This window comes from Cellulosimicrobium composti (assembly GCF_009711085.1).
In the GTDB taxonomy this organism is placed as follows: Bacteria; Actinomycetota; Actinomycetes; order Actinomycetales; family Cellulomonadaceae; genus Cellulosimicrobium; species Cellulosimicrobium composti.
Genome location: NZ_WMKA01000022.1, coordinates 23502 through 49855 on the forward strand (window position 1 = coordinate 23502; position 26354 = coordinate 49855).

Here is a 26354-nt window from a genome sequence, read left to right on the forward strand (position 1 = left end):
CACCCAGGTCTTCACGGATTTGCCGGAGACCCAGGGGCAGTGCTCGCAGCGTGCGCGGAAGATCGTGTGACGGTCGTTGGGGTCGATGGGCTCGACGATCACGCGCGGTCTGGCGATCGTCTGGTGCGGGTTGGTCGTGGCGGCCATGGCGGATCCCTTCGGCGTGGTGTTCGGCGGGCCGTCACGCAGCGCGCGCGCCGGGGCGCGGCCGCGGTGAGGTCGATGGGCTGTTCCATCTCGGCGCGCACGGCCTGGGTGAGCTTGCGCTTGGCGCGTGAGCAGCGCTGGCGGACATTGTCCTCGGTGATGCCGAGCTCCCTGGCGACGGCGGGGATCTGCGCGCGCAGGTTGCCCGGCAGGTAGGTGCTGGCGAGCAGCTGCGCCTCGCCGCGGGTGATCACGTTCCTGGCCAGGCCCCAGTGGATGACCTGGAGCAGGTCGGACTCCTCGGTGATCTCGCGCAGGTCGCTCGGGTCGGTCGGGTTCTGGCCGAGCAGAGGCTGGTGGGCGCGGGTCTCGTGGCGATCGCGCTCGTGGTGGAGCAGAGGTCGTCGGGGGCGATGGGGATCTCCTGGAGCTTGCCGCGGTCCTTCTGCGCGGTGCTGCGGTGGAGGGTGTCGAGTGCGAGGTTGGCCGCGACCCGGGTCGCCCGGCGCTCGACGGGGTAGTGCGCCATGACGTCCCAGAACTCGGCGATGACGATGTGTCGGCCGTCTTCGTGGGAGTCGTGGCCGGCGCCGATGGGGGAGACCTTGTCGTCGCGTGCGGCGTTCGCCATGCGGGTGAGCTTGGGGAGCATCGCCTGCAGGACCGTGCGGCCGGCGAGCTGCTGCCCGTTCTGGAAGAGGCGGATGAGCGCGAGGAGCAGTTCGTTGGTCCGGGTGTAGTTGCCGGCGTCGATCGCGTCGACGATGTCGCCGGGGCGGGTGAGCCCGGTCAGGGCGTGCTCGTCGCGGGCCCAGCGGCGCACGATCCGGGTCGTGGATGGCTGGGCGTGGAGTGCTGCCCACTCCTGGGTGAGCTACTGCAGCAGGCGTGACTTCACGTTCTGCGGCGCGGTGTCGTGCTGGCGGAACAGCCGGGTGGTCGTGGTCACGGTGGGCCCCCTTGGGTGTCGTGCGTTTCTGCCTGGACCGTAGAAACACTTGCCGCGAAGCGTCCACCTTGTGTGGGTCGTCGGCGCGGTGTTCCTGCGTGCTGTGACCAGCCAACTCCGGGCCCCTTGCCGGGTCTCTTGCCCGTTCGGAGTCCGATCGAGATTCGTTGCGGGGCAAGGGATCTCGGGCTCCGGGGTGCTCTTGCCCGCTGCGCCGTGGCGTCGGTGCACCGGATCGGACGTCGGCTCATCTGTGCGCACGAACTCGGTCGCGAATCGATGGCGCTCGACCGTCGCATCGGCGGGGACTACCTGGGAGTCGGCCTCGGGTTCGGCGGGGGCTGCCTGCCGAAGGACATCCGGGCGTTCGCGGCCCGCGCGCGCGAGCTCGGGGTGGGCGACGCCGTGTCGTTCCTCGACGAGGTCGACGCGATCAACGACCGCTGCCGCGACCGCGCGGTCGAGCTCGCGCGCGCGGCGTGCGGCGGCTCGCTCGCGGACCGGCGCGTCGCGGTGCTCGGTGCCGCCTTCAAGCCGGACAGCGACGACGCGCGCAGCTCACCCGCGCTCGCCCTCGCACGGGCGGTCGCCGCCGAGGGGGCCGACGTCGTGGTCACCGACCCGCAGGCCCTCGCGCTCGCGCAGGCCGCCGCGCCCGAGCTCGGGTACGCCGCGGACGTGCGCGAGGCGGCCGCCGGCGCCGACGTCGTCGTGCTCGCGACCGAGTGGGACGAGTACCGCGCGCTCGACCCGCACGCCCTGGCGCGGGTCGTCCGCGCTCCGCACCTCGTGGACGCGCGCAACGCCGTGGACCGTGCGCGGTGGCGCGCCGCCGGGTGGGACGTGCGCGCGCTCGGCGTCGCCGCCGTGCGCGCGGCGCCCGCTCAGTCGAGCAGCCCGACGGCGTAGCCGACGAAGAACAGCGCGGTGAGGACCGCGACCGCGCCGACGACGCCGACCCACACCCGCGGCACGGCCCGGTGGGGGCCGTGCTCCTCGTGGCCCTGGGGCGCGCTGACCTGGTCCTCCGCCGGCGGCGTCTCGCCGGGCTGCACGTCGCCGCTCGCCGAGAAGTCGGCGGCGCCCGAGCGGTGCGTGGCGTCCAGGGGGTCGGGGTCGGGAGAGGCGGGGCCGGTCATGGGAGTCCTTCCGTCGTGGTCGGGTCGGTGCCGTCGGTTCGCGACGCTCACGGGCGGCGCCAGTCGTCGGCGGCGCGCCCGGCGGCTCCGCCGACCCGCGCCGCGGCAGCGGCGGGGGAGCGGGGTACGGGCCGGACCTGCTCGACGAGCTCACGGTGCGCAAGGCGGTCCACCTCGAAGGGCTGGGGGAGCCGTGACCGGGCGTGCGAGCGCCACGCTCACGTTCGGCGGCACCGCGACGTCGCTCCTGCGCTTCGGCCGGTTCACGGTGCTCACCGACCCGAACTTCCTGCACCGCGGCCAGTGGGCCTACCTCGGCAAGGGCCTCGCGTCCCGCCGCCGCACCGAGCCCGCGCTCGGCCCGGCGAACCTGCCCCCGCTCGACGCGGTCGTCCTGTCCCACCTGCACGGGGACCACTTCGACCGCGTCGCACGCCGCGGCCTCACGCGCCAGGTGCCGCTCCTCACGACGCCGTCCGCGGCGCGGCGCCTCGCGCGCCACCACTTCGCGACCGTGGGCATGCCGACGGGCACGGTGGAGACGTTCCGCTCCGGCTCCGAGACCCTGGAGGTCGAGTCCGTGCCGGCGATCCACGCGCGCGGGTTCCTGCGCGCGCTCCTGCCGGAGGTCATGGGCACCGTCTACACCCATCGCGTGGACGGGCGGCGCGAGACCCAGGTCTACGTCACGGGCGACACGCTCACGGGCGACCACGTCGACGTCGTCGCGCGCGCGTTCCCGCACCTGGACTCGGTCGTCGCGCACCTGTGCGGGACGCGCATCCTCGGCCGGACCGTGACGATGGACGACGTGCAGGGCGCCGACCTGGTGCGGCGCGTGGGCGTGCCGCTCGTCGTGCCGATCCACCACGACGACTACGGCGTGTTCCGCAGCCCGCTGCGCGACTTCCTCGCGCGCTCGCCGGAGTTGCCCGGCGTGGAGCTGCGGCCCGTCGCGCGCGGCGCGACCGTGGGCCTGCGGGTCGACTGAGTCGGGCCGGGGTGTGCGGCGCGGCACGATTCCCCTACCACTTTGGTAAGCATCACGGCGCAACTTTTGGTCTCACTTTCCGACTTCTGACTTGGCATGAGCGAAAGTCCGCCGTAGGGTCGAGCGCAGTGCGCGGCGGGCTCGGGTCCGCCCGTCGCACGGGGGCCTCGCCGTCGAGGCCCGCAGCCCAACGGGGTCGACCGATCAGCGGAGATCGTCGAAGGGCGCGGCGTCGAGCACAGGCGTCGCGCTGCTGGCCGGGGACCACGGCAGAACCACGTCAGGGAGGACGTTGTGCGCAGACCATCCACGAGCCGTCGCAGGCTCGCCCGAGGTGCCGCCGCGGCGCTGGCCGCCGCGTTGCTGGTACCCCTCTCCGTGAGCGGTGTGAGCGCTCATCCCGGTCACGGGGAGGAGGCGGCAGCCGCGCAGGACGCGGCGGCCGAGATCGACTGGAACGACTACGAGAAGATCCTGCTCACCAAGGACGTCGGCGAGCCCATCGACCTCGCCGTGCTGCCGGACTCGCGCGTGCTGCACACCGCGCGTGACGGTGTCGTCCGCCTCACCGACCCCGCGACGGGGCAGACCACCCAGATCGCGAAGCTCGACGTGTACGCGAACTCGGAGGACGGGCTCCAGGGCATCTCGCTCGACCCCGACTTCGAGGAGAACGGGTACGTCTACCTCGTGTACGCGCCGCGCGTCATGGAGGGCACCTCGGCGACGGGTGTGGAGTACCCCACCACGACGCCGCAGGGGAGCGCGCCGAACTCGCTCCCGGCGGGGGAGGACGAGAGCTACTGGGACCGGTGGCTCGGCTACAACCAGCTCTCGCGGTTCACGTGGGACGCCGAGAACAGCACGCTCGACCTCGACAGCGAGCGCGCGATCCTCAAGGTCGACACCCAGCGCGGGCAGTGCTGCCACGTCGGCGCGGACATGGCGTGGGACGACGAGGGCAACCTCTTCCTGTCGACCGGTGACAACACGCCGGCCAGCGCTCCCGGCGCCGACGGGTACGCCCCGAACAACAACGCGCCCCGCATGAACCCCGGCTTCGACAGCCGCCGCGGCGCGGGCAACACGAACGACCTGCGCGGCTCGATCCTGCGGATCAACCCGATCGAGGACATCCCCGCCGACGCCGAGGTCGGCCCCGGCACCACGTACACGATCCCCGAGGGCAACCTGTTCGACGACCCGCAGTACGAGGGCTCCGAGGACCTGGTGCGCGAGGAGATCTACGTGACGGGGGTGCGCAACCCCTTCCGGATCGACTACGACGTCGAGTCCGGTGCGCTCGTGTGGGGCGACTACGGCCCCGACGCGGCGAACGCCAACCCCGACCGTGGCCCCATGGGCTACGTCGAGTGGCAGCTCACGACCGAGCCGATGAACGGCGGCTGGCCGTACTGCCACGGCCCCAACGCGAACTACAACGAGTGGGACTTCGAGACCCGCACCCCCGGCCCGTGGTTCGACTGCGAGGCCGGCGCGGAGAACAACTCGACGTGGAACACCGGTCTGGACGTGCTCCCGCCGGCGACCGCCCCGCAGGTGTACTACGGCGACCGCCCCGGCGACCAGCCCGCGCTCCTCGACCCGCTGGTCGAGCTGGGCGGCGGCGGCCAAGCCCCCATGGGCGGCCCGGTCTACCGCTCCGCGGACTACCCGGACGTGCCGGGCAAGTTCCCGGACTACTGGGACGGCAAGCCGTTCATGGCCGAGTTCTCGCAGGACTACGTCGTCGCGTTCACGCTCGACGAGCTCTCGTCCGACGGTGAGGTCACCGCGGTCGAGGACTTCCTGCCGAACGCGCACCTGGAGGCGGTCGGCCAGCCGATCTGGGACAACGTCATGGACATGGAGTTCGGCCCGGACGGGTCGCTCTACGTGCTCGAGTACGGTGACGGCTTCTTCCGCCAGAACCCCGACGCGGGCCTCTACCGGATCACCTACGGGTCGGACAACGCCACCCCGCAGGCCGTGATCTCGGCCGACCCTATCTCGGGCAGCGAGGCACCGCTCGAGGTGACGTTCGACGCGTCGGGCAGCTCGGACGCCGAGACCCCGAACGCCGAGCTCACGTTCGAGTGGGACTTCGACGCCGACGGCGAGTACGACGCCGAGGGCGAGACGGTGACGCACACGTTCACCGAGCTCGGCCGGTTCGACGTGCAGCTGCGCGTGACCGACCCGCAGGGCAACTACGGCCTCGCGGTCCAGCCGATCACGGTGGGCAACACCGCACCCGTCGTCACGCTCGACCAGCCGAACGGCGCGATCTTCGACTGGGGCGACGCGGTCCCGTACACGGTCTCGGTGCACGACGCCGAGGACGGCGACGAGCCGGTGTGCAGCGACATCCAGTACACCTTCGGTCTCGGGCACAACGAGCACGCCCACCCCGAGGTGAGCGGCAGCGCCACGGAGACCGAGGCGGGCTGCGGCTTCACGATCCAGACGAGCCCCGACGCCGTCGAGCACGGTGCGGGCGAGAAGATCTACGGCACGCTCGTCGTCACCTACACGGACGAGCCCCAGGGCGACGTCCCCGCCATCACCGGCGAGGCGACGCACGTCCTCAAGCCCGAGGTCCAGCAGGCCGAGTGGTTCGACGCGTCCGAGGGCGTCGAGGTCGTCGAGGACGCGGCGGCCGACGCCGGGCGCTACGTCACCTCGTTCGACGAGGGCGACTCGTTCACGTACCGCCCGCTGGCGCTCGTGCACGCGCCGACGGGCGAGACGATCGACGAGATCACCGTCCGCGGCAGCGGCGAGGGCACCGTCACGCTCGGCTGGCAGGCCGACGGGTCGGACGCCGCCGAGACGCTGGCCGACTTCGCCTTCACGGGCGAGGGCTGGCAGGACGTCACGCAGGCGCTGACCGGCGTGCCCGAGGGCTCGGGCTCGCTCGTCGTGACGACCACCGGCGGCGTGGACGTCGACGCGATCTCCTTCGCGGCCGGCGGCGGCACGGGCGGACCGGTCGTCGTGCCGGTCGACCAGGTGTCGATCCAGCTGTACTCGCTGATCCCGTGGGTCGACGAGGTCGGCCTGGAGGCCGTGCTCGAGCGCCTGTCCGAGATCGGGTTCGAGAACATCGAGCCCTACGGCGGCAACTTCGCGGGCTACACGGCCGAGGAGTTCCGGGCGCTCGCGGACTCCTACGGCCTGAGCGTGAAGTCGTCGCACTACGACGTCAACGAGGCGACGTTCGACCAGACCCTCGAGTACGTCGGCACGCTCGGCCAGGAGTACGTCGGCTCGGGCGGCTGGCCCGGCCCGGGCATCGGCACGTACGAGAACACGCTCGCGACGGCCGAGGCCATGAACCGGCTCGGGGAGCGCGCGGTCGAGGCCGGGTTCGAGAAGTTCTTCGGCCACAACCACGACAGCGAGTTCCGCACCACGTACGAGCACGACGGCGAGACGCTCTCGGCCTGGGAGATCCTCGTGCGCGAGACGAACCCGGAGTACGTGACGTTCCAGCTCGACGTGGCCTGGGCCGCGCACGCGGGCGTCGACGTCCCGGCACTCATCGCCGAGTACGGCGACCGGATCGAGCTGATCCACGTCAAGGACGCCACCGGGCTGAACGCGGGCGGACGCCCGACGTTCACCAACCTCGGCGAGGGCGACGTGCCGCTGCAGGAGATCCTCACCGCGGCGCAGGAGGCAGGCGTCGTGTACTACGTCATGGAGTGGGACCTCGCGCCCGACGGCGACGACTTCGTCACGACGGGCTTCGAGTACCTCACGGGTCTCCCGGCCGGTGGCGGGGAGGGTCCTGACGTCACGGTGACCGCGCAGGCGCGCTGCCTCGCCGGCAAGGCGTACGTCGCGGTGCGGGCGCTCAACGAGGACGACGTCCCGCTGACCGTCACGCTCGAGACGCCGTACGGCACCAAGACGGTCGAGAACGTCGCCCCGGGCGCGAACGCGTACCAGGCGTTCAACGCGCGGTCCGGCGCGATCGACGCGGGGACCGCGACCGTCACCGCGACCGACGCCGAGGGGAGGACCGCGACGATCACCGCCGAGCACGACGCGCTGACGTGCGGCTGACGCCGCGCTGACGCGCCCGGCGCGCCGGGTGAGGCGGACGTCCGACGCCGCCTCACCCGGCGCTCGGGTGCCGGGCGGCCGGCCGCCGCCCGGCACGGCCGGTGACGCACGAGGGCCCGGGCGACGCACGCGTCGCCCGGGCCCTTCGCCGTGCGGATGGTCGGTCGTGCGGAGGTCAGCCCTCGCGCACCTGGTCGCGGACGTCGGCCGCGGCCTCCTTGCCGTGCTGCCCCACGGACTGCGCGGCGTCCTTCGCGGCGTCGCGGACGGCCTCGGCGCCCTCCTTCGCGGGCTCCTTGAGGTCCTGGACGACCTCCTGCGCCGTGGACCTCACGTCCTCGACGAGGGGGGCCGCCTTCTCCTTGACCCCGACGGCGGCGCGCTGCTCGGCGCGGCTCGACGGGAGGAGGGACGCGACGACGAGGCCCACGCCGAACGCCACGAGGCCCACGGCGAGCGGGTTGCCCTGCGTCTGCTCGCGCACCACCCGAGGGGCGGAGCCCACGGTGTCGGCGACCGAGGAGGCCGCGTCGCGGCCGCGCTCGGCGACGCCGTGCGACGCGTCGTGCGCCGACGCCGTGGCGTCGTGCGCGCTGCCCATGACCCGGTCCTTGACGCTCGTCACGCCCGACCGCACGCGGTCCACCTGGCGTCGCGCGACGTTGCCGGGCCTGACCTTCTCCCCGAGGGCGTCGACGTCGCGGCTCAGCTCGGTCCGCGTGCGCTCGATGTCCGCCCGGATCTCCTCCGGATCGCTGGTGCTCATGAGTTCTTCTCCTCGTGTCCTCGGACGGCGTTCGGGATCTTCTTGAGGGTGTCCGTGGTCTCCGGCATGCCCTCGACCGTGCGGAGCTCCTTGCGCCCGCGCGTCGCGAGCACCGCGGCGACGACCGCCCAGAGCACCGCGACGACGACGGCGGACCAACCACGGCCCATGACGGCGCCGAGCGCCCACCACAGCGCCACGGAGAGGAACAGCAGGACCATGTGGCCCGCCACCCCGGCGCCCGCGAGCATGCCCGCGCCCTTCCCGGCGCGCTGCGCCGACTGCTTGGCCTCGGCCTTGGCGAGCTCGACCTCCTGCCGCATGAGGGTCGACAGGTCGCGGCTCACCTCGGCGACGAGCTCTCCGACGCTCTGCTGGTCGGCAGGCGGCCCGGCGGGTCCCGCGGCCGCCGGAGCGGGCGCGACACCCGGGTCGGGGCCGCCGGCCGTGTGCCGTGCGGTGTGCTCGGCCGCGAACGGGTCAGGGGTGTACGACATCGGGGCCCCCTCCCGGCCGGTCGGCGCGGGTCCCGGGCGTCGTGGGCGGGAACGACGGCGGGCGCTCGCCCTCCGCCGACGTCGCCACGTCGGGGTCCTGCGCGAGGCGCTCGTTCGCGAGGCCGGGGAACGCGCCGGCGGTCCCGATGTCGGGCGCACCGCCCGCCGGGGTGCCGGTCGTGCCCGCGGGCGCGGTCGCGCCCGTCGTCCCGGCCGCGCCCGTCCCTCCGGTGACGCCGGTGGTGCCGGTCCCGCCCGTGACGCCGGCGCCGCCCGTGACGCCCGGCCCGCCCGCGGCGGTGGCTCCGCCCGTGACGGGTGCCGCGTGGGCGCCCCGCGTGCCGGACGCCGCCGCGCCGCCGCGCTCCTGCGAGCCGTCCCCGGTGTCGGGGGCGTCCTTCATGCCGCGCACGAGCCGGCCCACGAGGAGCCCCGCGCCCGCGGCGAGGAGGAGGAACGTGCCCGGCCGGCGCCGGGCGAAGTCCTCGACCTCGTGGAGCACCGACGCCGGCTCGCGGTCCTCGAACCACTGCGCCACCTGGCCCGTCGCGTCGCCGACACGGCGGACGACGTCCGTCGCGTACCCCGGGTCCTCGGTGCCGTCGGCCATCTGGCGCAGCTCGTCGCCGAGGGCGCGCAACCCACCTGCGAGGCGGTCCTGCTGCGTGCGGGCCTGCTCGCTCAGCTCCGTCCGCGTCTGGTCGACCAGGCCGCGCGCGCGGTCGGTCGCCTCGTGGGCGACGTCGCGCGCCCGCTCCTTGGCGTCCTGCGCGACGTCCCGCCCGGCGTCGCCCACGTGCGACGCGGCCTCGCCGGCGCGGTCCTTGATCCCGGTCGCGGCGCTGCCGCTCCCGGACGTGTCCTGGGACGTCCCGGCACCCGGCGCACCGGGTCCCGAACCGTACGGCACGTTCGTCTCGCTCATGGTCCCCACTCCCGTCGTCGTCGCCGCCTCGGCGGCGTGACTGGTGGCGGAGCGCAGGGCCGTTCCGGGCGCTCGCTCCGCCGGTACGGCCCCTTCCTGGACCACTCCTCACGGTAGGCGCGGGCGGGTCGCACACAACCCGGGAGGGCGGGTCCGCGCGCGGGTTGCGAGCGGGCCCGACCTTGCGACGGTGGGAGGTGGTCCAGCAGCCGGCCGTCCCCGCGCCGGGCCGCCCCGGCGCACGACCGCGCCCCCGGGCGCAGGAGGTTCCGACCATGGCCACAGGAGAGACCGGGTTCGACGACGTCACGTTCGACCTCATCTCGGTGCAGTACCACTCGCTCAAGGCCGGGCACGACTACGGCCAGTACGTGCGGGACGCCCGCAACGCGGGCAAGGAGGAGATCGCCGCGTTCTTCGAGCAGGTGATGGCGCAGGACGCGGAGCGCGCGCAGCAGTGCCACCACTTCCTCGCCGAGCTCACGCGGCACGGTACGTCCGCGACGTCACCGCAGGGCTCCGAGCAGGGCTGATGCTGCCTCGGACCGCCCGGCGAGGAGCGGTTCGGCTCGCGAGTCGGGCGGTCCGTGGGGAGCATGACGGTGGCGCCGGCAAGGGCGCCGTCCGTGCGAGTGCCAGGAGCCCGTGATGACCTCCACCGCCGTCCCCACCCACGCCCCGGCCGCCGTCCCGGGTCCCGCGACCGACGGCGTCGCCCCGGCCGGCTCACCGGCCACCGCCGCCGCGACCCCCGGCGCCGGGCGGCTGCCCCTGCCGCAGCCGCGCGGCCCGCTGAGCGCCGCCCTCCTGGCCGCGCTCGCCGAGGCCCCCGGCCCCGACGCGGCAGCGGCCCTGCGGCCCGTCGACGACGCCGCGACGGGTGCGCTCGACGCCGCGTCCGGGCGGCTCCTGCGCGACGACGACGTCCAGCTCGCGCTCGCGGTCCTCTACGAGCTCCACTACCGCGGCGTCGACGGCGTCGACGACGACTGGGAGTGGGAGCCGGCCCTGCTCGCCCTGCGCGCGCGGCTCGAGGTCCCGTTCGAGGCCGCGGTGCGCGAGCGCGCCGGGCAGCCCGCGTGCGCCGCGACCGACGCGGCGGGCGTCGCGCGGCGCCTCTTCGAGCTCGCCGCGGCCGACGACGGCCCGAGCCTGTCGCGCTGGGTGGCCAAGCGCGCCGACGCGGAGCAGGCGCGCGAGCTCCTCGCGCTGAAGTCGCTCTACCAGCTCAAGGAGGCGGACCCGCACACGTGGGCGGTCCCGCGGCTCGCGGGCGCGCCGAAGGCGGCGCTCGTCGAGATCCAGGCCGACGAGTACGGCGGCGGGCGCCCGGGGCGCATGCACGCGGAGCTGTTCGCGCAGGCGATGCGCGGCGTCGGCCTCGACGACACGTACGGCCGCTACGTGGACGCCGTGCCCGCCGTCGCGCTCGCGGCGCTCAACACGATGTCGCTCTTCGGACTGCACCGTCGCCTGCGCGGCGCGATCGTGGGCCACCTGGCCGCGTTCGAGATGACGTCGTCGGTGCCGAGCCGGCTCTACGGCAACGGGTTCCGGCGGCTCGGCCACGACGCGGACACCACGTGGTACTTCGACGAGCACGTCGAGGCCGACGCCGTCCACGAGCAGATCGCCGCGCGCGACCTCGCAGGCCGGCTCGTGGAGCAGGAGCCCGCCCTGCGCGACGACGTCCTGCTGGGCGCCGCCGCGTGCCTCGCCGTCGAGGGCGACGTGGCGGCGCACGCGCTCGAGCGCTGGCAGCAGGGCGCCTCGGCGCTGCGCGTGCCGCTCGACCCGGTGCCCGGACCCGTGACGGCGTCGCCCGCCACCGGGACGGCAGGCGCGCCGCGTGGCTGACGTGGCCTACGTGCTGCCGCTGCGCCGACCGGGCGTCGACGAGCGGTCCGTGGCGGAGCTGGCCCGGTACGTGGCGGGCCTCGCCCGCCGCGTCGAGGTCGTGGTCGCGGACGGCTCGCCCGAGCCCGTGCGCGCGCGGCACGCCGCCGCGTGGGGCGACGCCGCCCGGACGGTCGCGGTCGAGCCGCCGCCTCCCGGCTCGAACGGGAAGGTCGTCGGCGTGCTCGCGGCGCTCGCCGCGACGTCGGCGCCGCGCGTCGTCGTCGCGGACGACGACGTGCGGTGGGACGCGGCGACGCTCGACCGCGCCCTCGCCGGGCTGGACCGTGCCGACGCCGTCGTGCCGCAGAACGTGTTCGACCCGCTGCCGTGGCACGCGCGCTGGGACACCGCGCGCTCCCTCGTCAACCGCGCGCTCGGCCACGACTGGGCCGGCACGGTGGTGCTGCGGCGCGACGCGCTCGGGCCGGACGGGTACGACGCGCGCGTCCTCTTCGAGAACCTCGAGCTCGAGCGGACGGTGCGCGCCCGCGGCGGGCGCGTCGAGCACCGGCCCGACCTCCTCGTGGTCCGCCGCCCGCCTCGGGTCCGGACGTTCGTCGAGCAGCGCGTGCGCCAGGCCTACGACTCGTTCGCCCAGCCCGCGCGCCTCGTCGCGGAGCTCGCGCTCGCGCCGCTGCTCGCCGGGTGCGCCGTCGGTGCGGCGCGGTCCAGCGGGACCGTGCGCGCGACGTGGGCGGCCGTGCCGGTGGTCGTCCTGGCGGCGGTGGTCGCGGTCGCCGAGGCAGGACGGCGCGTCGCCGGGTGCGCCGCGGCCTGGCCCGCGACGTCCGCGCTGTGGGCGCCCGCGTGGCTCGTCGAGCGCGCGGTGTGCGTGTGGCTCGCGCTCGCCTGGCGCGTGCGGGGCGGCGTCCCGTACGCCGGGACGAGGATCCGCCGTGCGGCCCACTCCGAGGCCGAGCTGCGGCGCGCGGCCCAGGCGGTGGCCCGGTGACGGCCGCCGGGGGCGCGGGCCGCGCCGACGAGGTGACCGTGACGGCCTGCCCCGACGGTCCGCTGCTCGTGCGCGGGCCCGCGCGGCTCGTCGACCCCGAGGGCCGCGAGATCGAGCGGCACCGCGCGACGGTCGCGCTGTGCCGGTGCGGCGGCACCGCGATCCCGCCGTGGTGCGACGGGACGCACAAGGTCAACGGCTACCGCAGCGGGGACGACGACGTGCGCGGCACCGCGAGCGACGGCGGGACGGGCGCGTAGAACCAGCCGTGGAACGCGGCGCGCGCCGGCTGGGGGAGGACGCGCGCCACGGCGACCATCGCCGCACCCTGCACGCCCGTGACGACCTCGGGCCGGCCGAGGGTGAGCGCGTCCACGGCGCGGCGCGCCGTCCGCGCGGCGCTCGGCTTGGGCAGGCGGCCCACGTGGGTGCGCTCCATCCCGGCCTCGCGGAAGAACGGCGTGCGCGTCGGGCCGGGGAGCAGGGCCGTGACCGTCACCCCGGTCCCCGCGAGCTCGCCCCGCAGCGACCACGCGAACGAGCGCAGGAAAGCCTTCGACGCGGCGTACGTCGCGAAGTGCGGCGCGGGCATCTCCCCGGCGACGGACGCCGTCACGAGGATCCGGCCGCGACCCTCCGCGAGGAGGTCCGGCAGGAGCAGGTGCGTGAGGTGCGCGACGGAGCGGACGTTGAGGTCGATGAGGCGCAGCTGGTCCTCGAGCGGGGTGCGCGCGAACGCCCCGTGCACGCCCACGCCCGCGTTGAGCACGAGGGTCGACGCGCCGAGCTCGCGCGCGCGCCGGGCGGTCGCCGCGACGCCGCGCGGCGTCGCGAGGTCGGCCGTCAGCCCGGTGTGCGTGCCGCCGTGCGCCTCGAGAGCGCGCACGGTGACGTCGACGTCCCGGTCGGCGACGACGAGCACGTCGTGCCCGCGTCGCGCGAGCTCGGTCGCGAGCGCACGGCCGATCCCGCTCGTCGCGCCCGTGACGAGCGCGACGCCGCGGTCCTCGGGCGGGCGGGCCACGGCCCTCACGGCAGGTCCGGCGCGTCGCCGTCGCTCAGCGCGGTCTCGGCGGGCGGCTCGCGCAGCGCCTGGGCGAGGTGCCCGCCGAGGAACGCGCTCGCCCCGGCCAGCCCGTACGCGGCGAGGGACACGGCGATCCCCGAGCGGCGCCGGCCCCCGCGGCGCAGCAGCCACGACGCCCCGTACAGGACCGAGACGCCGGAGTTCAGCGCGGCGTGCACCGCGCCGACGCGCCGGGCGCGCCGGTCGACGTCGAGGTAGTCGGCGAGGCCGGTGAGCGCCGTGGGCGCGACCGACAGGAGGCCGAGCCCGACGAGCCGCTGCGCCGCGGGAGCGCTGCGCTCGCCCCCGACGAGGTCGAGCACCGCGGCGCTCGTCCAGAGGCCGACCGGGACGTCGGTCAGGGTCGCGTGGAGGGCATGGCCGAGGGAGCGGCCGTGCAGCTCCTCGCGCAGCCGCCCGTGCGACGGCACGAGGGCGAGCGCGACGCCGCGCACGGCGCTCGACAGGTCGTCGAGGGCGGTCGAGTCCTCCAGGCGGCGCGCCAGGCGCAGGAGGACGGGGGTCTCGGTGCCGTCGTCGACGGCGGTGCGGGGTCCGGTCACGGTCGCTCCTGTCGGGTCGTCGCGCTCGGCGTCCCCGAGCGGTCCGACGACCGTAGGCACGAACGCGCGCGCTCGCGCGCGCCGGCCCGGACGCACGTCGCCCCCGTCCCGGCGGACGGGGGACGAGGGGATGTGGCGAGGGGTATAGCCGCGGGGCAGGCGTCCGGCGGGCTTCTTCACCGGCCCGCCCCGCGACGGCACCCACGCTAGGGCGGCGGGCGGTGCCCTGGCTCGCCCGCAGCGGGTGAAGTTGCGGGTCGGGCCGCGCCCAGATGCGACCGGGAGCGGCCGGGCACACGCTGGACGGACGCTCGACGCGTCGAGAACGGGGCGCGTGCCGTGGTCCTCGCGTGCACGCCCGTGCCCGCAGGGCCGACTTCCCCGAGGGAGAGACCATGTTCTTCCACCGTCAAGAGCTCCAGCACAAGGCCACCCCCGACCGCCCGGACGCCGTCTACGCCCGCAAGCTCCAGGAGGTCCTGGGCGGGCAGTACGGCGAGATCACCGTGGCCATGCAGTACGGCTTCCAGTCCTGGAACGCCCACATCCCCGGCAAGTACCGCGACCTGCTCTACGGCATCGGTGCCGAGGAGTTCGGTCACGTGGAGATGCTCGCGACGATGATCGCGCAGCTCCTCGAGAAGGCGCCCGTCGGCCTCGTCGAGGGCGCCGTGCAGAACGACCCGACCGTCGCCGCGATCATCGGTGGGACCGACCCGCAGCACGCGATCGTCGCAGGGGCGGGCGCCCGGCCGGTCGACTCCAACGGCAACCCGTGGAACGCCGGCTACGTCACGGCGAGCGGCAACCTGCTCGCGGACTTCACCGCCAACGCGAACGCGGAGATGCAGGGCCGCGTCCAGGTCGCGCGGCTCTACCACATGACCGACGACCGCGGCGTCAAGGACCTCCTGTCCTTCCTGCTCGCGCGCGACACGATGCACCAGAACCAGTGGCTCGCCGCGGCGCAGGAGCTGCGCGACGAGGGCGTCGAGGAGCTGCCCGTGCCCAGCACCTTCCCGATCTCCAAGGAGGACCGGGACGTGTCCTACCAGTACATCAACTTCTCCGACGGCGAGCACGCGTCCGAGGGGCGCTGGGCGAGCGGTCCGACCCCGGACGGCAAGGGCGAGTTCACGTACGTCGCCGAGCCGCCCGCGGGCGTGCCGATGCCCCCGCCCACCCAGCCCGACGAGCGCTTCCACGGCACGACCGGCAAGCCCTCGACGCTCGAGAAGGCCAAGGGCGCCGTCAAGGACGCGCTCCACAAGGACTGACCGGACGACGGAGAGGAGACCGTCATGACCGCCGCATCCGCACCCCGGGACGAAGCACGGGCCGAGCGACCCGCCCGGGGCGTCCACCAGTACCTGGCGCTCGTCATCGGGATCGTCTACCTGCTGGTGGGCGTCGTCGGCTTCGCGATCACGGGCTTCGACGAGTGGACGGTGCACGACCACTCGCAGACGCTGCTCGTCTTCGCGATCAACCCGCTGCACAACGTGGTCCACCTGCTGATCGGCCTGCTCGGCGTGCTCCTGTGGAGCAGGTCGGCGAGCGCCCGGACCTACGGCTGGATCCTCGCGATCGGCTACGGGGCCGCGTTCGTCTACGGGCTGATCGTCGTGAACGACCCGGAGGCCAACGTCCTCAACATCAACGGCGCGGACAACGTGCTGCACGCGGTGAGCGCGGCCGCGGGCCTCGTGATCGCGCTGTGGCCCGCGCGCCGGGCGACCGGTCCCACGACCCCGGCCGCCCGGGCGGGCGCATGACCGACACGCCGGTCGACCTCACGGCGGGCGAGACCGGGCGCGTCCTGCGGGACGTGCTCGGTCCGCTCGTCGCCCAGGGCGCGATCGTGCGCCGACCGCGCGCGACGGCGTGGGCCGAGCGGCGGCAGGTGGACCGCACGGCCCGCCGCGTGCTGGACGGGCTGCGGGCCCGGTACGACGGTGCGCCGCTCGTCGTGCGGCTCGGCGGGCGACGGATGGTCCTCGCGACCCGACCCGAGCACGTCGAGCGGATCCTCGCGGGCTCGCCCGAGCCGTTCACCCCGGCGTCCTGGGAGAAGCGCGGCGCGCTCGCGCACTTCCAGCCTGACGGCGTCCTCGTCTCACCGCTCGCCGAGCGGGCCGAGCGCCGCCCGTACAACGAGGCGGTGCTCGACATGAGCGAGCCCGTGCACCGGGACGGCGACGCGCTCGTCGCCGTGGTCGAGCGCGAGACGAGCGCGCTCGTCGCGGCCGTCGAGGCGTCCGGACGGCTGGAGTGGGACGTGTTCGCCGCCTCGTGGTGGCGTCTCGTGCGCACCGTCGTCCTCGGGCGCGGCGCGCGCGACGACGAACGGCTCGTCGCGCTGCTCGACGCCCTGCGGCGCGACGGGAACTGGTCCTGGTTCCGCCCGCGGCGGCCCTGGCTCCGCGCGGCGCTCGAGCGCCGCATCGCCGAGCACGTGGCGGTCGCGGAGCCGGGCACGCTCGCCGCGCGCGGGCGCGACGCCGGCGGTGCGGACGCCGTGCGCCGGCAGATCCCGCACTGGCTGTTCGCGTTCGACGCCGCGGGCGCGGCGACGTTCCGCGCGCTCGCGGTCGCCGCGGCCCGCCCTGCCGTGCGCGACCGCCTCCTCACGGAGCTCACGACGTCCGGACGCGGACCCGGCGTGCTGCCCTACGCGCGCGGGTGCGTGCTCGAGGCGGTGCGGCTCTGGCCGACGACGCTCGCGATCCTGCGGGACGCGACCGAGCCCGTGCGGTGGGGCGCGCGCACGTTCGAGGCGGGGACGGGGTTCGTGGTGCTCAGCGCGTACTTCCACCGGGACGCCCGCCGGCTCCCGTTCGCGGACGCGTTCGCACCCGAGGCGTGGCTCGACGGACGCGCCGACGCCGACTGGGGCCTCGTGCCGTTCAGCGCCGGTCCCGTCTCCTGCCCCGGGCGCAACGTCGTGCTCCTCCTGGCGTCGCACACCCTCGCGCGGCTCGCCGGGCCCGACCTCGTCGTCAGCCGGGGCCGCTACCTCGCGGAGGACCCCCTGCCGCCCACGATGGACCACATGGGGCTGCGCTTCGGCCTGCGCACCGGGACGGCACGGCACGGCATCGATGCGTCCCGCGCCGCCGCCGCGGCGGCGTAGGCCGACGCCCATGACGAGGGCCCGGGCGGTCGCGACCGCCCGGGCCCTCCTCGCGCCGTCTCGTCGGTGGCGTCACGCGCCGCCGGACGCGTCCTCCCCGCCGCGCGGGTTGAGGTTGCCGGGCTCGGCGTCAGGGTCGGCGTCCTGCGGCTCACCGCCGACCGCCTGGCGTCCTTCGCGGGGGTTGAGCGACCTCGGGTCGGCGTCCGGGTCCTCGGCGGGGTCGTAGCCGCGCTCGTCGTTCTCGCTCATGGGGCCTCCTCGGTCGGGTCTCGGTGCTGCGCCCGCGCCGCGCACGGCGACGGGGCCCTGCCACCGTCGCACGGCCCGTGGACCCTCGCAGGCCCGGGATGCCGGCGTCCCGGGGCGCTCGTAGCCTGACCGCAGGATGCCGTCGCGGCGCGTCGAGAACGGGCCGGCCGCCGCGGCGCCGTCTGCCCAGGAGGTATCCCGATGCCCGAGGAGCCGACTGCACTCGACGGCCTGCCGCGGCTGCGCAGGCTCGCGGAGGTCACCGAGCTCGCCGCCGTCGTGCACCCGCTCTACGTGCGGTTCAGCGGCGGCCCGGACCAGGACGCCGCCGCGACGAGCCGCGACCACGAGAGCGGCTGCCTGCTCCCCGGGCTGAGCGTCAACCCGATGAACCCCGAGCCGTGGTGGGACCGTCCGGTCGAGCACTGGGTCGCGCGCCAGCTGTGCCAGTACGCGCACCTCATGACGCCCGAGCGCTTCCCGTGGCTCCTCACGGGGACGGTCGCCGGGCGCGGCCCGGACTGCGAGCCGCTGCTCGTCGACGTGGTGCCCGCGGCGTCGGTCGACCCGGCCGTCGTCGAGGAGGCGGGCCGGCTCTACCGCGAGGTCTTCGACGCGGGCGACGACGGCACGTGAGGCCGCGGCGGCACGCCGGGGCGGTGCGCTCAGGCGACGCCGGGCCGCGCGCGGCCGTGGACCAGCGCGTCGCGCGGCCGCGACGCGGCGTACCAGCCGGCCGCGACGAGCACCATGAGCGCGACGTCGACGGCGTCGCCCGCGTAGTACATGAGCTGGGCCCCCGCACGCGCGTCGGCGGCAGCCACCCCGGCGGGCGGGTGGGCGTAGAGCCACTTGGCGAGCACCGAGTGCGCGGCGACGAACGCGACGAGAACGGTCGCCCGCACGCGGAAGGACGCGCGGTGCGGGTGCGGGTCGGGACCCACGAGCGACGCGGTGAGGAGCCAGCCCGCCAGGAGCACGTGCGCGTGCACCACGAGCGCCACGGGCGCCGACGCGTGCACGAGGTGGAACAGCCCGGTCGTGTACAGGACCCAGAGCCCGCCCGCGTCGAGCACCGCCGCGACCACGGGGTGCCCGCCCCACCGCGCGACGGGCGAGCGCAGCACGGCGACGACGCGCCGCGCCCGCGCGGGCGGCAGGGCGCGCAGCAGCAGCGTCACGGGCGCCGCGAGCACGAGCAGCAGCGGCGCGAGCATGCCGAGGAGGACGTGCCCGGCCATGTGCGCCGTGAATCCCGTGCGCGCGGCGTCGGCGAGCGGACCCGCGGTGGCCGCGCCCGCGTACGCGAGCCCGGCGTACCAGCAGAGCGTGCGCCCCACGGGCCACGGGCTCCGCGCGCGCGACGCCCGCAGCGCGGCGGCGTACGCGACGGCGCCCGCGGCGAGGGCGAGCACGGCCACGACGGCGAGCAGCGGCGGCCCCGCGGCCGCGTGCTCGTGCGGGTGCATCACGCGCCCCCGGCGCCCGCCCGCGCGGGACGCGTCCGGCGCACGACCACGAGCCCGGCGAGCAGGACGAGGACCGCGGAGCCGATCCACACGGCGTCGTAGAGCAGCAGGTCCACGCCGTACCGGATCTGGTGGATCCCGAGGATCTTGTGGTTGAGCACGCCGTCGAGGAGCTGGAAGCCGCCGACCCCGACGAGCACCGCGCCGACCCACCGACCCCACCGCACGTCGCCGCGGCGCCGCACGTCCGCGAGGAGGAACAGCCCCCACACGGTCACGAACCAGCCCACCGCGTGGAACACGCCGTCGGCGAGGAGCGCCACGTGCGTCGTCGAGAGGTCGTAGAAGTGGTGCCACTGCAGGCCCAGGTGGAACACGAACAGGTCGACGATCGACGCCGCGACGCCGCACCCGAACAGCACGCCCGAGACGAGGGTCCGGCGGTCGCCCGCGCGTGCGCCGTCCGGCGCCGGCCGGTCCTGCTCCCGCGCGGGGCTCGTGCTGCCCACGGCGCCTCCTCCCCGGGGCTCCGGCGCCCCGTGCTTCGCGGTCCTCACGCTACGACGGGCGGCGCGCGCACGCGCGCACTCGGGCCCCCGAGGACCCCCGGCAGAACCGCGCACGTCCGGGCCCCGGGAGCGGTTGCCAGTGCCGGGTGCGCGACTAGCGTCGCCTCATGGTGACCGTCACGCGCAAGGCGAAGTGCTCTCCCGACGCGGTGCTGGCCGTGCTCGCCGACGGCTGGTCGTACTCGACGTGGGTCGTCGGCACGGCGCGGATCCGCGCCGTCGACGCCGACTGGCCCGCACCGGGGTCGAAGATCCTGCACTCGGTGGGGCTGTGGCCCGCCCTGCTGAACGACGAGACCGTCGTGCGCGCGTGGGACCCCGAGCGGGGCATCGAGCTGCAGGCGCGGGGCTGGCCGGCGGGGGAGGCGCGCGTCCGCGTCGAGGTGGTCCCGGCCCCCGACGGCTGCGCGATCCGGATCGCGGAGGACGCCGAGAAGGGCCCCGGCACGCTCGTGCCGCGGCCGCTGCGCAGCGCGGTGATCGCGCCCCGGAACGTCGAGACGCTGCGCCGCCTGGCGTTCCTCGCCGAGCGCCGCTCGCCGTAGCCCGCCGCGGACGCGCACCGTCAGCCGTCGCGCAGGAGCCGCCCCCACGCGGTGCGCACGAGCGCGCGCCGCAGCGCGCCCCGGGGCCCGGCGGCGGCGAGCGCGGCCCGCGCGGCGTTCCACCCGCACGCGCCGTGGACGCCGCCACCCGGGTGGGCCGAGGCGCTCGCCAGGTAGAGGCCCGTGACCGGGGTCTCGGGGCGGCCGAGCCCGGGGGTCGGCCGGAGGAAGAGCTCCTGGTGGACCGCGGACGTCCCGCCGTTGATCGCCCCGCCGCCGAGGTTCGCGTCGGCGGACTCGAGGTCGGCCGGGGTCTGGACGAAGCGGCCCACGACCGCGTCGGCGAACCCGGGCGCGACGCGCTCGACCGCGCCCTCCATGCGCGCGACCTCGGCCGCGACGACGTCGGTCGACCACGGCACGCCCTCGGGCACGTGCGTGTACGCCCAGGCGGACTCGGTCCCGGCGGGGGAGCGCGAGGGGTCCGCCGTCGTCATCTGCCCGAGCACGAGGAACGGACGCTCGGGGACCTGGCCCCGGGACAGGGACGCGGCGACGTCGACGAAACCCACCCGGTCGACGCCGAGGTGCACCGTCCCCGCGGTCCGGGCGCCCGGCGCGGTCCACGGCACCGGGCGGTCGAGCGCCCAGCTCACCTTGAGCGTGGGGTGGTCCCACTGGAACCGCGCGAGGTCCCGGACGAGCCGCGGCGGCAGCCGGTCGGCGCCGACGAGGTCGAGGTAGAGCGCGGGCGCGCTCACGTCGGCCAGCACCGCGTGGCGCGCGCGCACGTGGCGGCCGTCGGCCGTGCTCACGCCGACGGCGCGGCCGCGCACCACGTGCACCCGGTCGACGCGCGCCCCGGTGACGACGTCGCCGCCGCGGGCGCGCAGGCGCGCGACGAGCGCGTCCGGGAGTCGCCCCGCCCCGCCGGTGGGGACGGGGAACCCGACGTCCTGCCCCAGCATGGCGAGGAGCCACCCGAAGACGCCGCTGCCCGCGGCGTCGGGCGGCACGTCGGCGTGCATCGCGTTGCCGGTGAGCAGCAGGCCCCCGCCCTCGCCGCGGAACGACTCGTCGGCGAGGCGTCGCACGGGCAGGACCGCGAGCCGGGCGAGGTCGAGCGTGCCGGCCGCCCCGAGGCGGCGCAGCACGCGCAGCACCGGACCGGCCGCCGGCAGAGGGCTGAACAGCGCGTCGAGGAGCGCGTCGCGCACGCGGTCCCAGCCCGCCACGAGCTCGAGCCACGCGTCGCCGTCCCCGGCGGCGAACTCGTCGAGGCCGGCGGCGGTGTCCTCCGGGCGTGCGCGCAGGACCGCGGCGCGGCCGTCGTCCAGCGCGTGGGCGAGCACGTCCGGCGCGCGCGACCACGACAGCCCGTGGTCCTCGAGGTGCAGGCCCCGGATCACGGGCGAGCCGGCGGCGAGCGGGTAGAACGCGCTGAACAGGTCCGTGCGGAACCCCGGCGCCGCGACCTCCGCGTCCCGCACGGCCCCGCCCCACGTCTCCTGCGCCTCCAGGACCAGCACGTCCCACCCCGCGTCGGCGAGCGCGTTCGCGGCGACGAGCCCGTTCGGGCCCGCCCCGACGACGACGGCGTCGACCGTGGTCAGGCCCACGGGTCGAGCACGACCTTGATGCAGCCGTCCTCCTTGCGCTGGAACGTGCGGTACGCGTCCGGCGCGGACTCGAGCGGGAGCCGGTGCGTGCGCAGGTCGAGGACGCCGAGCGGGTCGGCGACGTCGGCGACGAGGGGGAGGAGGTCGTCGGTCCAGCGCCGCACGTTCGCCTGCCCCATGCGCAGGGTCAGCTGCTTGTCGAAGAGCTGCATCATCGGCAAGGGGTCCTTCGCGCCGCCGTAGACGCCCGAGAGCGAGATCGTGCCGCCCCGCCGGGCCAGGTCGATCGCCGCGTACAGGGCCGCGAGACGGTCGGTCCCCGCACGCTCGGTGAGCGGCGCGGCGAGCGCGTCGGGCAGCACCCCGACCACCTTCTGCGTGGTCTCCGCGACCGGGGACCCGTGCGCCTCCATGCCGACCGCGTCGATCACGGAGTCGGCGCCCCGGCCGGAGGTGAGGTCGCGCACCGCGCCGACGAGGTCGTCGACGGCGGTCGGGTCGATCGTCTCGACGCCGTGCCGCTGGGCCATCGCGCGGCGCTCCGGCACGAGGTCGACGCCCACGACGCGCCCCGCGCCGCGGTGCAGCGCGATGCGGGCCGCCATCTGGCCGATCGGGCCCAGCCCGAGCACGACGACCGTGCCGCCCGGCGGGACGTCCGCGTACTCGACCGCCTGCCACGCCGTGGGGACCACGTCGGAGAGATAGAGGTAGCGCTCGTCCGGGGACCCGTCGTCGGGCACGACCACGGGTCCGTACTGGGCCTGCGGGACGCGCAGGTACTGGGCCTGGCCGCCGGGGACCTGGCCGTAGAGCTTCGTGTACCCGAAGAGGGCCGCGCCCTTGTCCTGGGGAGCGAACCTGCGTCGTCTCGCACTGCGTCTGCAGGCCGCGCTCGCACATCCAGCAGTGCCCGCACGCGATGTTGAACGGGACGACGACGCGGTCGCCGACCCGGAGGTTCCCCGCCTCGGGGCCGACCTCCTCGACCACGCCCATCGCCTCGTGACCCAGGACGTCGCCCGCGTCGAGGAACATCCCGAGCACGCCGTACAGGTGCAGGTCGGAGCCGCAGATCGCGGTCGACGTGACGCGCACGATCGCGTCGGTGGGCTGCTCGATCCGCGGGTCGGGCACGTCCTCGACGCTCACCTTCTCGCGTCCCTGCCAGGTCAGTGCTCGCATGGTCTGCCGTCCTTCCGTCGATGGTCGTGCGTCGTGCGTCGTGCGTCGTGCGCCCGGCGTCGTGCGCCGTGCTCAGCCCTTGCTCCCCGTCGTGGCCACCCCCTCGACGAAGTGCCGCTGGCCGAGGAAGAAGAGGAGGATCATCGGGAGCGTCGTGATGACGGAGGCCGTGACGACGACCTCCCACTGCGACTCGCCCCCGGGGCCGAACTGGTCGATGAGCGCCTTGAGACCGCGCGGGATCGTGAACGTCGACGAGTCCTGCAGGTAGATGAGGGGCCGCATGAGGTCGGTCCACGACGCCTGGGCCTCGAAGAGGAACGTCAGGACGAGCGCGGGCCGGCACAGCGGCACCGCGATGCGCCAGAACATCTGCCAGTTGTTCGCGCCGTCGAGCCGCGCCGCCTCGAACGGCTCGCGCGGCAGGCCGAGGAAGAACTGCCGCAGCAGGAACACGTAGAACGCGCTCGCGAAGAGGTTGCCCGCCCACAGCGGCACGTTCGTCCCCACGAGCCCCAGCTGGTTCCAGATGAGGAACGTGGGGATCATCGTCACCGCGCCGGGCAGCATCATGGTCGCCAGCACGAGCCCGAACAGCGGCCCGCGGCCCCGGAAGCGGAAGAACGCGAACCCCCACGCGACGAGTGCGCTCGACACCGTGACGAGCCCGGCCGCGAGCACGGTCACCACGACCGTGTTGCCGAGCCAGAGCGCGAGCGGCGCCTCCTGCCACACCGTCACGTAGTTGTCGAGCGTGAACGTGCGCGGCACGAGACGGTTGTCGAAGACCTCGGCGCGCGGCTTGAACGAGGCCGAGAGCAGCCACAGCAGGGGGTAGACGAACGCGACGGTCGCGAGCACGAGCGCGGCGAGCACGACGGCGCGCAGCCACCGGCGCCGCGGCCCGCGAGCGCTCGGTGCCGGTCGCGCCGGCGGGGGAGGGCCGAGCGTCTCGGGGGTGCCGGCCGCGGGGTCGGTCGCCGCGCCGGCGCCGCTCACCGCGGGGCGGGGGAACGAGGGGGCGGTGGTCATCGCTGCTCCCCCTCGTAGTAGACGAGCCGTCGGGACACGACGAGCTGGACGACCGTGACGAGCATGATGACGACGAACAGGAGCCACGCGAGCGCCGAGGCGTACCCCATGTGCAGCTCCTGGAACCCCTCCTGGAAGAGGTAGATCACGCAGAACAGCGCGGCGTCGTTGCGGTAGGTCGAGTTCCCGGCGCCGAAGTACGCCGAGTACGCCTCGGTGAACATCTGGAAGCCGGCGATGGTGTTGATCACGACGACGAAGAACAGCGCGCCGCTGATCATCGGCACGGTCACCGCACGCGTGCGGCGCCAGAACCCCGCGCCGTCGACGCGCGCCGCGTCGTAGAGGTCGTTCGGCACGTTGCGCAGCGCGGCGAGCAGGATGATGACGGCCGACCCGACGGTCCAGAGGCTGATGAGGACGAGGCCGGGCTTGATCCAGTCCTGGTCCGTGGTCCACGACGGGCCCTGGATGCCGACCCACGACAGCACCTCGTTGACGATCCCGTACTGGCCGTTGAACAGCAGGAGCAGGAGCACTCCGACGGCGACGGGCGGCGTCATCTTCGGGATGAAGAACGCCGTCCGGAAGAACCCGGCGGAGCGCGCCGCCTGGTTGAGCAGGAGCGCGAGCGCGAGCGCGACGACCGTGTACAGCGGCACCTGGACCACCGTGTAGACGAGCGTGTTCCACAGCGACAGCGCGACCTTCGGGTCCTGCGCCATCTCGCGGTAGTTGTCGAGGCCCACGAACGTCGGGTCGTTGATGACGTCGTAGTCCGTGAGCGACAGGTAGGCGCTGTAGAGGATCGGCCACGCCGTGAAGACGACGAACCCGACGATCCACGGGCTGATGAAGCGCAGCGCGGCGTTGCGCTCGCGCCGCTCGGACGGGCTGGGGCGCGCGCGACGGCGCCGGACGGGCGCCTCGCGCGACCCGCCCGTGGCCGGCGTCGGCAGGGCCGGCGCGACGGGCGTCGTCACCTCAGTCCTCCTCGTCCCACCGCGCCCACGCGTCGTCGAGCGCCTGCTGGGCCTCGTCCTGCGCCTGGGCCAGGGCGTCCGCCGGCTCCTGCTGGCCGTTGAGCACGCGGTTCACCGCGTCCTGCCAGGCCGTCTCGAACTCGTTGTCCGCGGGGTTGGCGGGCAGCGCGAAGGTCGCGTCGTTCGCCTCGTACATCGCGTCGATCGCGTCCTGCCAGGGCTGCGGGGCGTCGTCCGGGACGAGGTCCGCGCGGATCTGCTCGTCCGCCTCCTCGTTGCCGGTGAGGACGCCGGTGAACACGAGCCCGTCCTGGGCCCTCGCGTCGGCGCGCGCCTGCGCCGCCTGCACCCACGCGTCGGTCTCCGTCATGAGGCGCGCGAACCGGCACGCCGCGGCGGGGTTCTCGCTGCCGCGCGGCACGGCCCAGGCCGAGCCCGACGCGAACGCGATCGCGTCGCCGCCGGGCGTGCGCACGGCGTCGAAAGCCATGGGCGCGTCGGGCGAGGACTCGTTGAGGACGTTGATGTACCACTGCTCCATCGGCATCGCGCCGAGCACGCCCGTGGCGAACTGGTTGCCGGCCCCGAAGAAGTCCGCCGAGTCGCGGTACGTCTTCACGGCGGGGAAGCCGCCCTGCGCGTCGTAGATCCCGACGGCCCACTCGAGCGCCTCGACGACCTCGGGCGCGTCGAGCTGCGCCGTCCGTCCGTCCTCGGAGAGCAGGTCGGCGCCCGCGGCCTTCGCCCACAGGGGCAGGAACTCCGGCAGCTTCGAGTCGAACCCGATGACGCTCAGCGTTCCGCCGGCGGTGCGCATCAGCGCCTCGTTCGCCGCGGTGACGGCGTCGCGGTCGGACCCGTTCACGTCGTCGACCGTCAGCCCCGCCGCCGACAGCAGGTCCGCGTTCGCCATGGTAACCTGGACCTGGTTGAACTCGGGGATGCCGTACACGCTGCCGTCGAACGTCACCTGCTCGACGGCCGTGTCCACGAACGCGTCGAGGTCGACGCCCTCGGCGTCGACGCACTCGTCGAGCGGGAGGATCGCGTCGCGCGACGCGAACGTGCCGATCTGGTCCCGGTTGGCGTAGACGAGGTCCGGCGGGTTCCCCGACGCGACGGCCGACAGGAAGGCCTGGATGTCGAGCTCGCCCTCCGCCAGGCGCACGTCGACGCCCTCCAGGTCCTGCGTGGCGCGGTCGTACCGGACCTCGCCGATCTCGTCGCCCGTCCCGAACCCCATGACCGAGCGCTCGCCCGACGGCGACCCGTCGGCCGAGAAGTCGACGTCCGCGCCCTCGTCACCCGTGCCCTGGGCGCAGCCCGTCAGGGCCAGGGCGGCCACCACCATGCTCGTTCCTGCGGCTGCGGCGCCGCGTCGGCGGACCATCATCTGCCTCCTCGTGGGAGCCACGGGGCGGACGGCAGGGTGCCCGACGCCACCGTGGTGCTCGACGGCGTCGGCGGTTGGCTGCACCGACGCCGCCAGTGAAGCACCGCCGCCGTCCGCACACACGTCGAGCCGGTTCTCGGCGCGGTCCCGCCGCGTGCACCCCGCGGCGACCCGTGCGCCGCGCCACGGCGCGCGTGCGGGCGCCCGCC

At 75.1% G+C, this 26354-nt stretch carries 27 protein-coding genes and 1 pseudogene; 12 read left to right on the forward strand and 16 right to left on the reverse strand.

Features of this window, described 5'->3' with window-relative positions; genetic code table 11:
• Window positions 1–98: 98 nt before the first annotated feature.
• A complete protein-coding gene (locus GJV82_RS10765; protein WP_155099223.1) occupies window positions 99–401 on the reverse strand; it encodes a hypothetical protein in 303 nt (100 codons plus the stop codon).
• Window positions 398–970, reverse strand: coding sequence for a hypothetical protein (locus GJV82_RS10770; protein ID WP_155099224.1), 573 nt, complete (start codon window positions 968–970; stop codon window positions 398–400). Before GJV82_RS10770 ends, GJV82_RS10765 begins: the two co-directional genes overlap by 4 nt.
• A 405-nt stretch (window positions 971–1375) precedes the next feature.
• Between GJV82_RS10770 and GJV82_RS10775 the strand changes: the two genes are divergently transcribed.
• The gene (locus GJV82_RS10775) at window positions 1376–2005 is read left to right on the forward strand and encodes a UDP binding domain-containing protein (protein ID WP_155099225.1); all 630 of its coding nucleotides are present in this window, start codon (window positions 1376–1378) and stop codon (window positions 2003–2005) included.
• Here the strand turns inward: GJV82_RS10775 and GJV82_RS10780 are convergent.
• On the reverse strand, window positions 1981–2235 hold the full coding sequence (locus GJV82_RS10780; protein WP_225873280.1) for a DUF6480 family protein: 255 nt from the start codon (window positions 2233–2235) through the stop codon (window positions 1981–1983). The genes GJV82_RS10775 and GJV82_RS10780 overlap by 25 nt on opposite strands.
• 193 nt (window positions 2236–2428) lie before the next feature.
• Here GJV82_RS10780 and GJV82_RS10785 point away from each other — a divergent pair, with 193 nt between their 5' ends.
• Together GJV82_RS10785 and GJV82_RS10790 are read left to right on the forward strand one after the other, a co-directional pair.
• Window positions 2429–3226 (forward strand): MBL fold metallo-hydrolase, encoded by a 798-nt coding sequence (locus tag GJV82_RS10785; protein WP_318657518.1) that lies wholly within the window; start codon window positions 2429–2431, stop codon window positions 3224–3226.
• Between the two features lie 387 nt (window positions 3227–3613).
• Window positions 3614–7297, forward strand: coding sequence for a PQQ-dependent sugar dehydrogenase (locus tag GJV82_RS10790; RefSeq protein ID WP_024840115.1), 3684 nt, complete (start codon window positions 3614–3616; stop codon window positions 7295–7297).
• Between the two features lie 175 nt (window positions 7298–7472).
• Here the strand turns inward: GJV82_RS10790 and GJV82_RS10795 are convergent, their stop codons facing one another.
• The 3 genes from GJV82_RS10795 to GJV82_RS10805 are packed head-to-tail and all read right to left on the reverse strand — an operon-like array spanning window position 7473 to window position 9485.
• Window positions 7473–8063 carry a DUF3618 domain-containing protein gene (locus GJV82_RS10795; RefSeq protein WP_024840116.1) on the reverse strand — a complete coding sequence of 197 codons (591 nt, stop codon included), beginning with the start codon at window positions 8061–8063 and terminating at the stop codon, window positions 7473–7475.
• Window positions 8060–8560, reverse strand: coding sequence for a phage holin family protein (locus GJV82_RS10800; RefSeq protein WP_155099226.1), 501 nt, complete (start codon window positions 8558–8560; stop codon window positions 8060–8062). The genes GJV82_RS10795 and GJV82_RS10800 overlap by 4 nt, the downstream gene beginning before the upstream one ends.
• Window positions 8544–9485 (reverse strand): hypothetical protein, encoded by a 942-nt coding sequence (locus GJV82_RS10805; protein WP_024840118.1) that lies wholly within the window; start codon window positions 9483–9485, stop codon window positions 8544–8546. The genes GJV82_RS10800 and GJV82_RS10805 overlap by 17 nt, the downstream gene beginning before the upstream one ends.
• Window positions 9486–9760: 275 nt before the next feature.
• Between GJV82_RS10805 and GJV82_RS10810 the strand changes: the two genes are divergently transcribed.
• From GJV82_RS10810 to GJV82_RS20085, 4 genes are all read left to right on the forward strand, one after another.
• Window positions 9761–10018 carry a hypothetical protein gene (locus GJV82_RS10810; RefSeq protein WP_024840119.1) on the forward strand — a complete coding sequence of 86 codons (258 nt, stop codon included), beginning with the start codon at window positions 9761–9763 and terminating at the stop codon, window positions 10016–10018.
• A 115-nt stretch (window positions 10019–10133) separates the two neighbouring features.
• Window positions 10134–11342, forward strand: a complete 1209-nt coding sequence (locus GJV82_RS10815) for an iron-containing redox enzyme family protein (protein WP_155099227.1) — start codon at window positions 10134–10136, stop codon at window positions 11340–11342.
• Window positions 11335–12336: a glycosyltransferase gene (locus GJV82_RS10820; protein ID WP_318657519.1), complete on the forward strand. Its 1002-nt coding sequence runs from the start codon at window positions 11335–11337 to the stop codon at window positions 12334–12336. The genes GJV82_RS10815 and GJV82_RS10820 overlap by 8 nt, the downstream gene beginning before the upstream one ends.
• The gene (locus GJV82_RS20085; protein WP_024840122.1) at window positions 12333–12596 is read left to right on the forward strand and encodes a CDGSH iron-sulfur domain-containing protein; all 264 of its coding nucleotides are present in this window, start codon (window positions 12333–12335) and stop codon (window positions 12594–12596) included. The genes GJV82_RS10820 and GJV82_RS20085 overlap by 4 nt, the downstream gene beginning before the upstream one ends.
• Here GJV82_RS20085 and GJV82_RS10830 read toward each other — a convergent pair.
• Window positions 12536–13360, reverse strand: a complete 825-nt coding sequence (locus GJV82_RS10830) for an SDR family NAD(P)-dependent oxidoreductase (protein WP_312028432.1) — start codon at window positions 13358–13360, stop codon at window positions 12536–12538. The two genes, GJV82_RS20085 and GJV82_RS10830, sit on opposite strands and share 61 nt — an antisense overlap.
• Window positions 13361–13365: 5 nt before the next feature.
• Complete coding sequence (locus GJV82_RS10835) at window positions 13366–13965, reverse strand: DUF2231 domain-containing protein (protein WP_312028433.1); 600 nt, start codon at window positions 13963–13965, stop codon at window positions 13366–13368.
• A 395-nt stretch (window positions 13966–14360) separates the two neighbouring features.
• Here GJV82_RS10835 and GJV82_RS10840 point away from each other — a divergent pair, with 395 nt between their 5' ends.
• The 3 genes from GJV82_RS10840 to GJV82_RS10850 are packed head-to-tail and all read left to right on the forward strand — an operon-like array spanning window position 14361 to window position 17098.
• Entirely contained in the window at window positions 14361–15242 is an 882-nt protein-coding gene (locus tag GJV82_RS10840; RefSeq protein WP_024840125.1) for a manganese catalase family protein, read from the forward strand.
• 24 nt (window positions 15243–15266) lie between these two features.
• The gene (locus GJV82_RS10845) at window positions 15267–15740 is read left to right on the forward strand and encodes a DUF4383 domain-containing protein (protein WP_155099228.1); all 474 of its coding nucleotides are present in this window, start codon (window positions 15267–15269) and stop codon (window positions 15738–15740) included.
• Complete coding sequence (locus GJV82_RS10850; RefSeq protein ID WP_155099229.1) at window positions 15737–17098, forward strand: cytochrome P450; 1362 nt, start codon at window positions 15737–15739, stop codon at window positions 17096–17098. Before GJV82_RS10845 ends, GJV82_RS10850 begins: the two co-directional genes overlap by 4 nt.
• A 72-nt stretch (window positions 17099–17170) precedes the next feature.
• Here GJV82_RS10850 and GJV82_RS10855 read toward each other — a convergent pair whose 3' ends face one another.
• Window positions 17171–17350, reverse strand: coding sequence for a hypothetical protein (locus GJV82_RS10855; protein ID WP_155099230.1), 180 nt, complete (start codon window positions 17348–17350; stop codon window positions 17171–17173).
• Window positions 17351–17551: 201 nt separating this feature from the next.
• Here GJV82_RS10855 and GJV82_RS10860 point away from each other — a divergent pair, with 201 nt between their 5' ends.
• Window positions 17552–17986 (forward strand): DUF6098 family protein, encoded by a 435-nt coding sequence (locus tag GJV82_RS10860; protein WP_115942656.1) that lies wholly within the window; start codon window positions 17552–17554, stop codon window positions 17984–17986.
• 29 nt (window positions 17987–18015) lie between these two features.
• On the opposite strand, the gene GJV82_RS10865 is transcribed toward GJV82_RS10860, so the two are convergent.
• Both GJV82_RS10865 and GJV82_RS10870 read right to left on the reverse strand, forming a co-directional pair.
• Window positions 18016–18819, reverse strand: coding sequence for a cytochrome c oxidase assembly protein (locus GJV82_RS10865; protein WP_155099231.1), 804 nt, complete (start codon window positions 18817–18819; stop codon window positions 18016–18018).
• Window positions 18819–19328 (reverse strand): DUF2243 domain-containing protein, encoded by a 510-nt coding sequence (locus tag GJV82_RS10870; protein ID WP_404812961.1) that lies wholly within the window; start codon window positions 19326–19328, stop codon window positions 18819–18821. Before GJV82_RS10870 ends, GJV82_RS10865 begins: the two co-directional genes overlap by 1 nt.
• A gap of 167 nt (window positions 19329–19495) precedes the next feature.
• On the opposite strand from GJV82_RS10870, the gene GJV82_RS10875 reads away from it, so the two are divergent.
• Window positions 19496–19933 (forward strand): SRPBCC family protein, encoded by a 438-nt coding sequence (locus GJV82_RS10875; protein WP_155099232.1) that lies wholly within the window; start codon window positions 19496–19498, stop codon window positions 19931–19933.
• 20 nt (window positions 19934–19953) lie between these two features.
• On the opposite strand, the gene GJV82_RS20090 is transcribed toward GJV82_RS10875, so the two are convergent.
• The 5 genes and pseudogenes from GJV82_RS20090 to GJV82_RS10900 form a co-directional block, all read right to left on the reverse strand.
• Window positions 19954–21552: a phytoene desaturase family protein gene (locus tag GJV82_RS20090; RefSeq protein WP_318657520.1), complete on the reverse strand. Its 1599-nt coding sequence runs from the start codon at window positions 21550–21552 to the stop codon at window positions 19954–19956.
• Window positions 21543–22737: pseudogene (locus GJV82_RS20095) on the reverse strand (zinc-dependent alcohol dehydrogenase). Before GJV82_RS20095 ends, GJV82_RS20090 begins: the two are co-directional and overlap by 10 nt.
• A gap of 72 nt (window positions 22738–22809) precedes the next feature.
• Window positions 22810–23769 carry a carbohydrate ABC transporter permease gene (locus GJV82_RS10890; RefSeq protein ID WP_024840135.1) on the reverse strand — a complete coding sequence of 320 codons (960 nt, stop codon included), beginning with the start codon at window positions 23767–23769 and terminating at the stop codon, window positions 22810–22812.
• Window positions 23766–24752 carry a carbohydrate ABC transporter permease gene (locus GJV82_RS10895; protein WP_318657521.1) on the reverse strand — a complete coding sequence of 329 codons (987 nt, stop codon included), beginning with the start codon at window positions 24750–24752 and terminating at the stop codon, window positions 23766–23768. Before GJV82_RS10895 ends, GJV82_RS10890 begins: the two co-directional genes overlap by 4 nt.
• A gap of 1 nt (window position 24753) precedes the next feature.
• Window positions 24754–26142 (reverse strand): ABC transporter substrate-binding protein, encoded by a 1389-nt coding sequence (locus GJV82_RS10900; RefSeq protein WP_155099233.1) that lies wholly within the window; start codon window positions 26140–26142, stop codon window positions 24754–24756.
• Window positions 26143–26354: the final 212 nt, after the last annotated feature.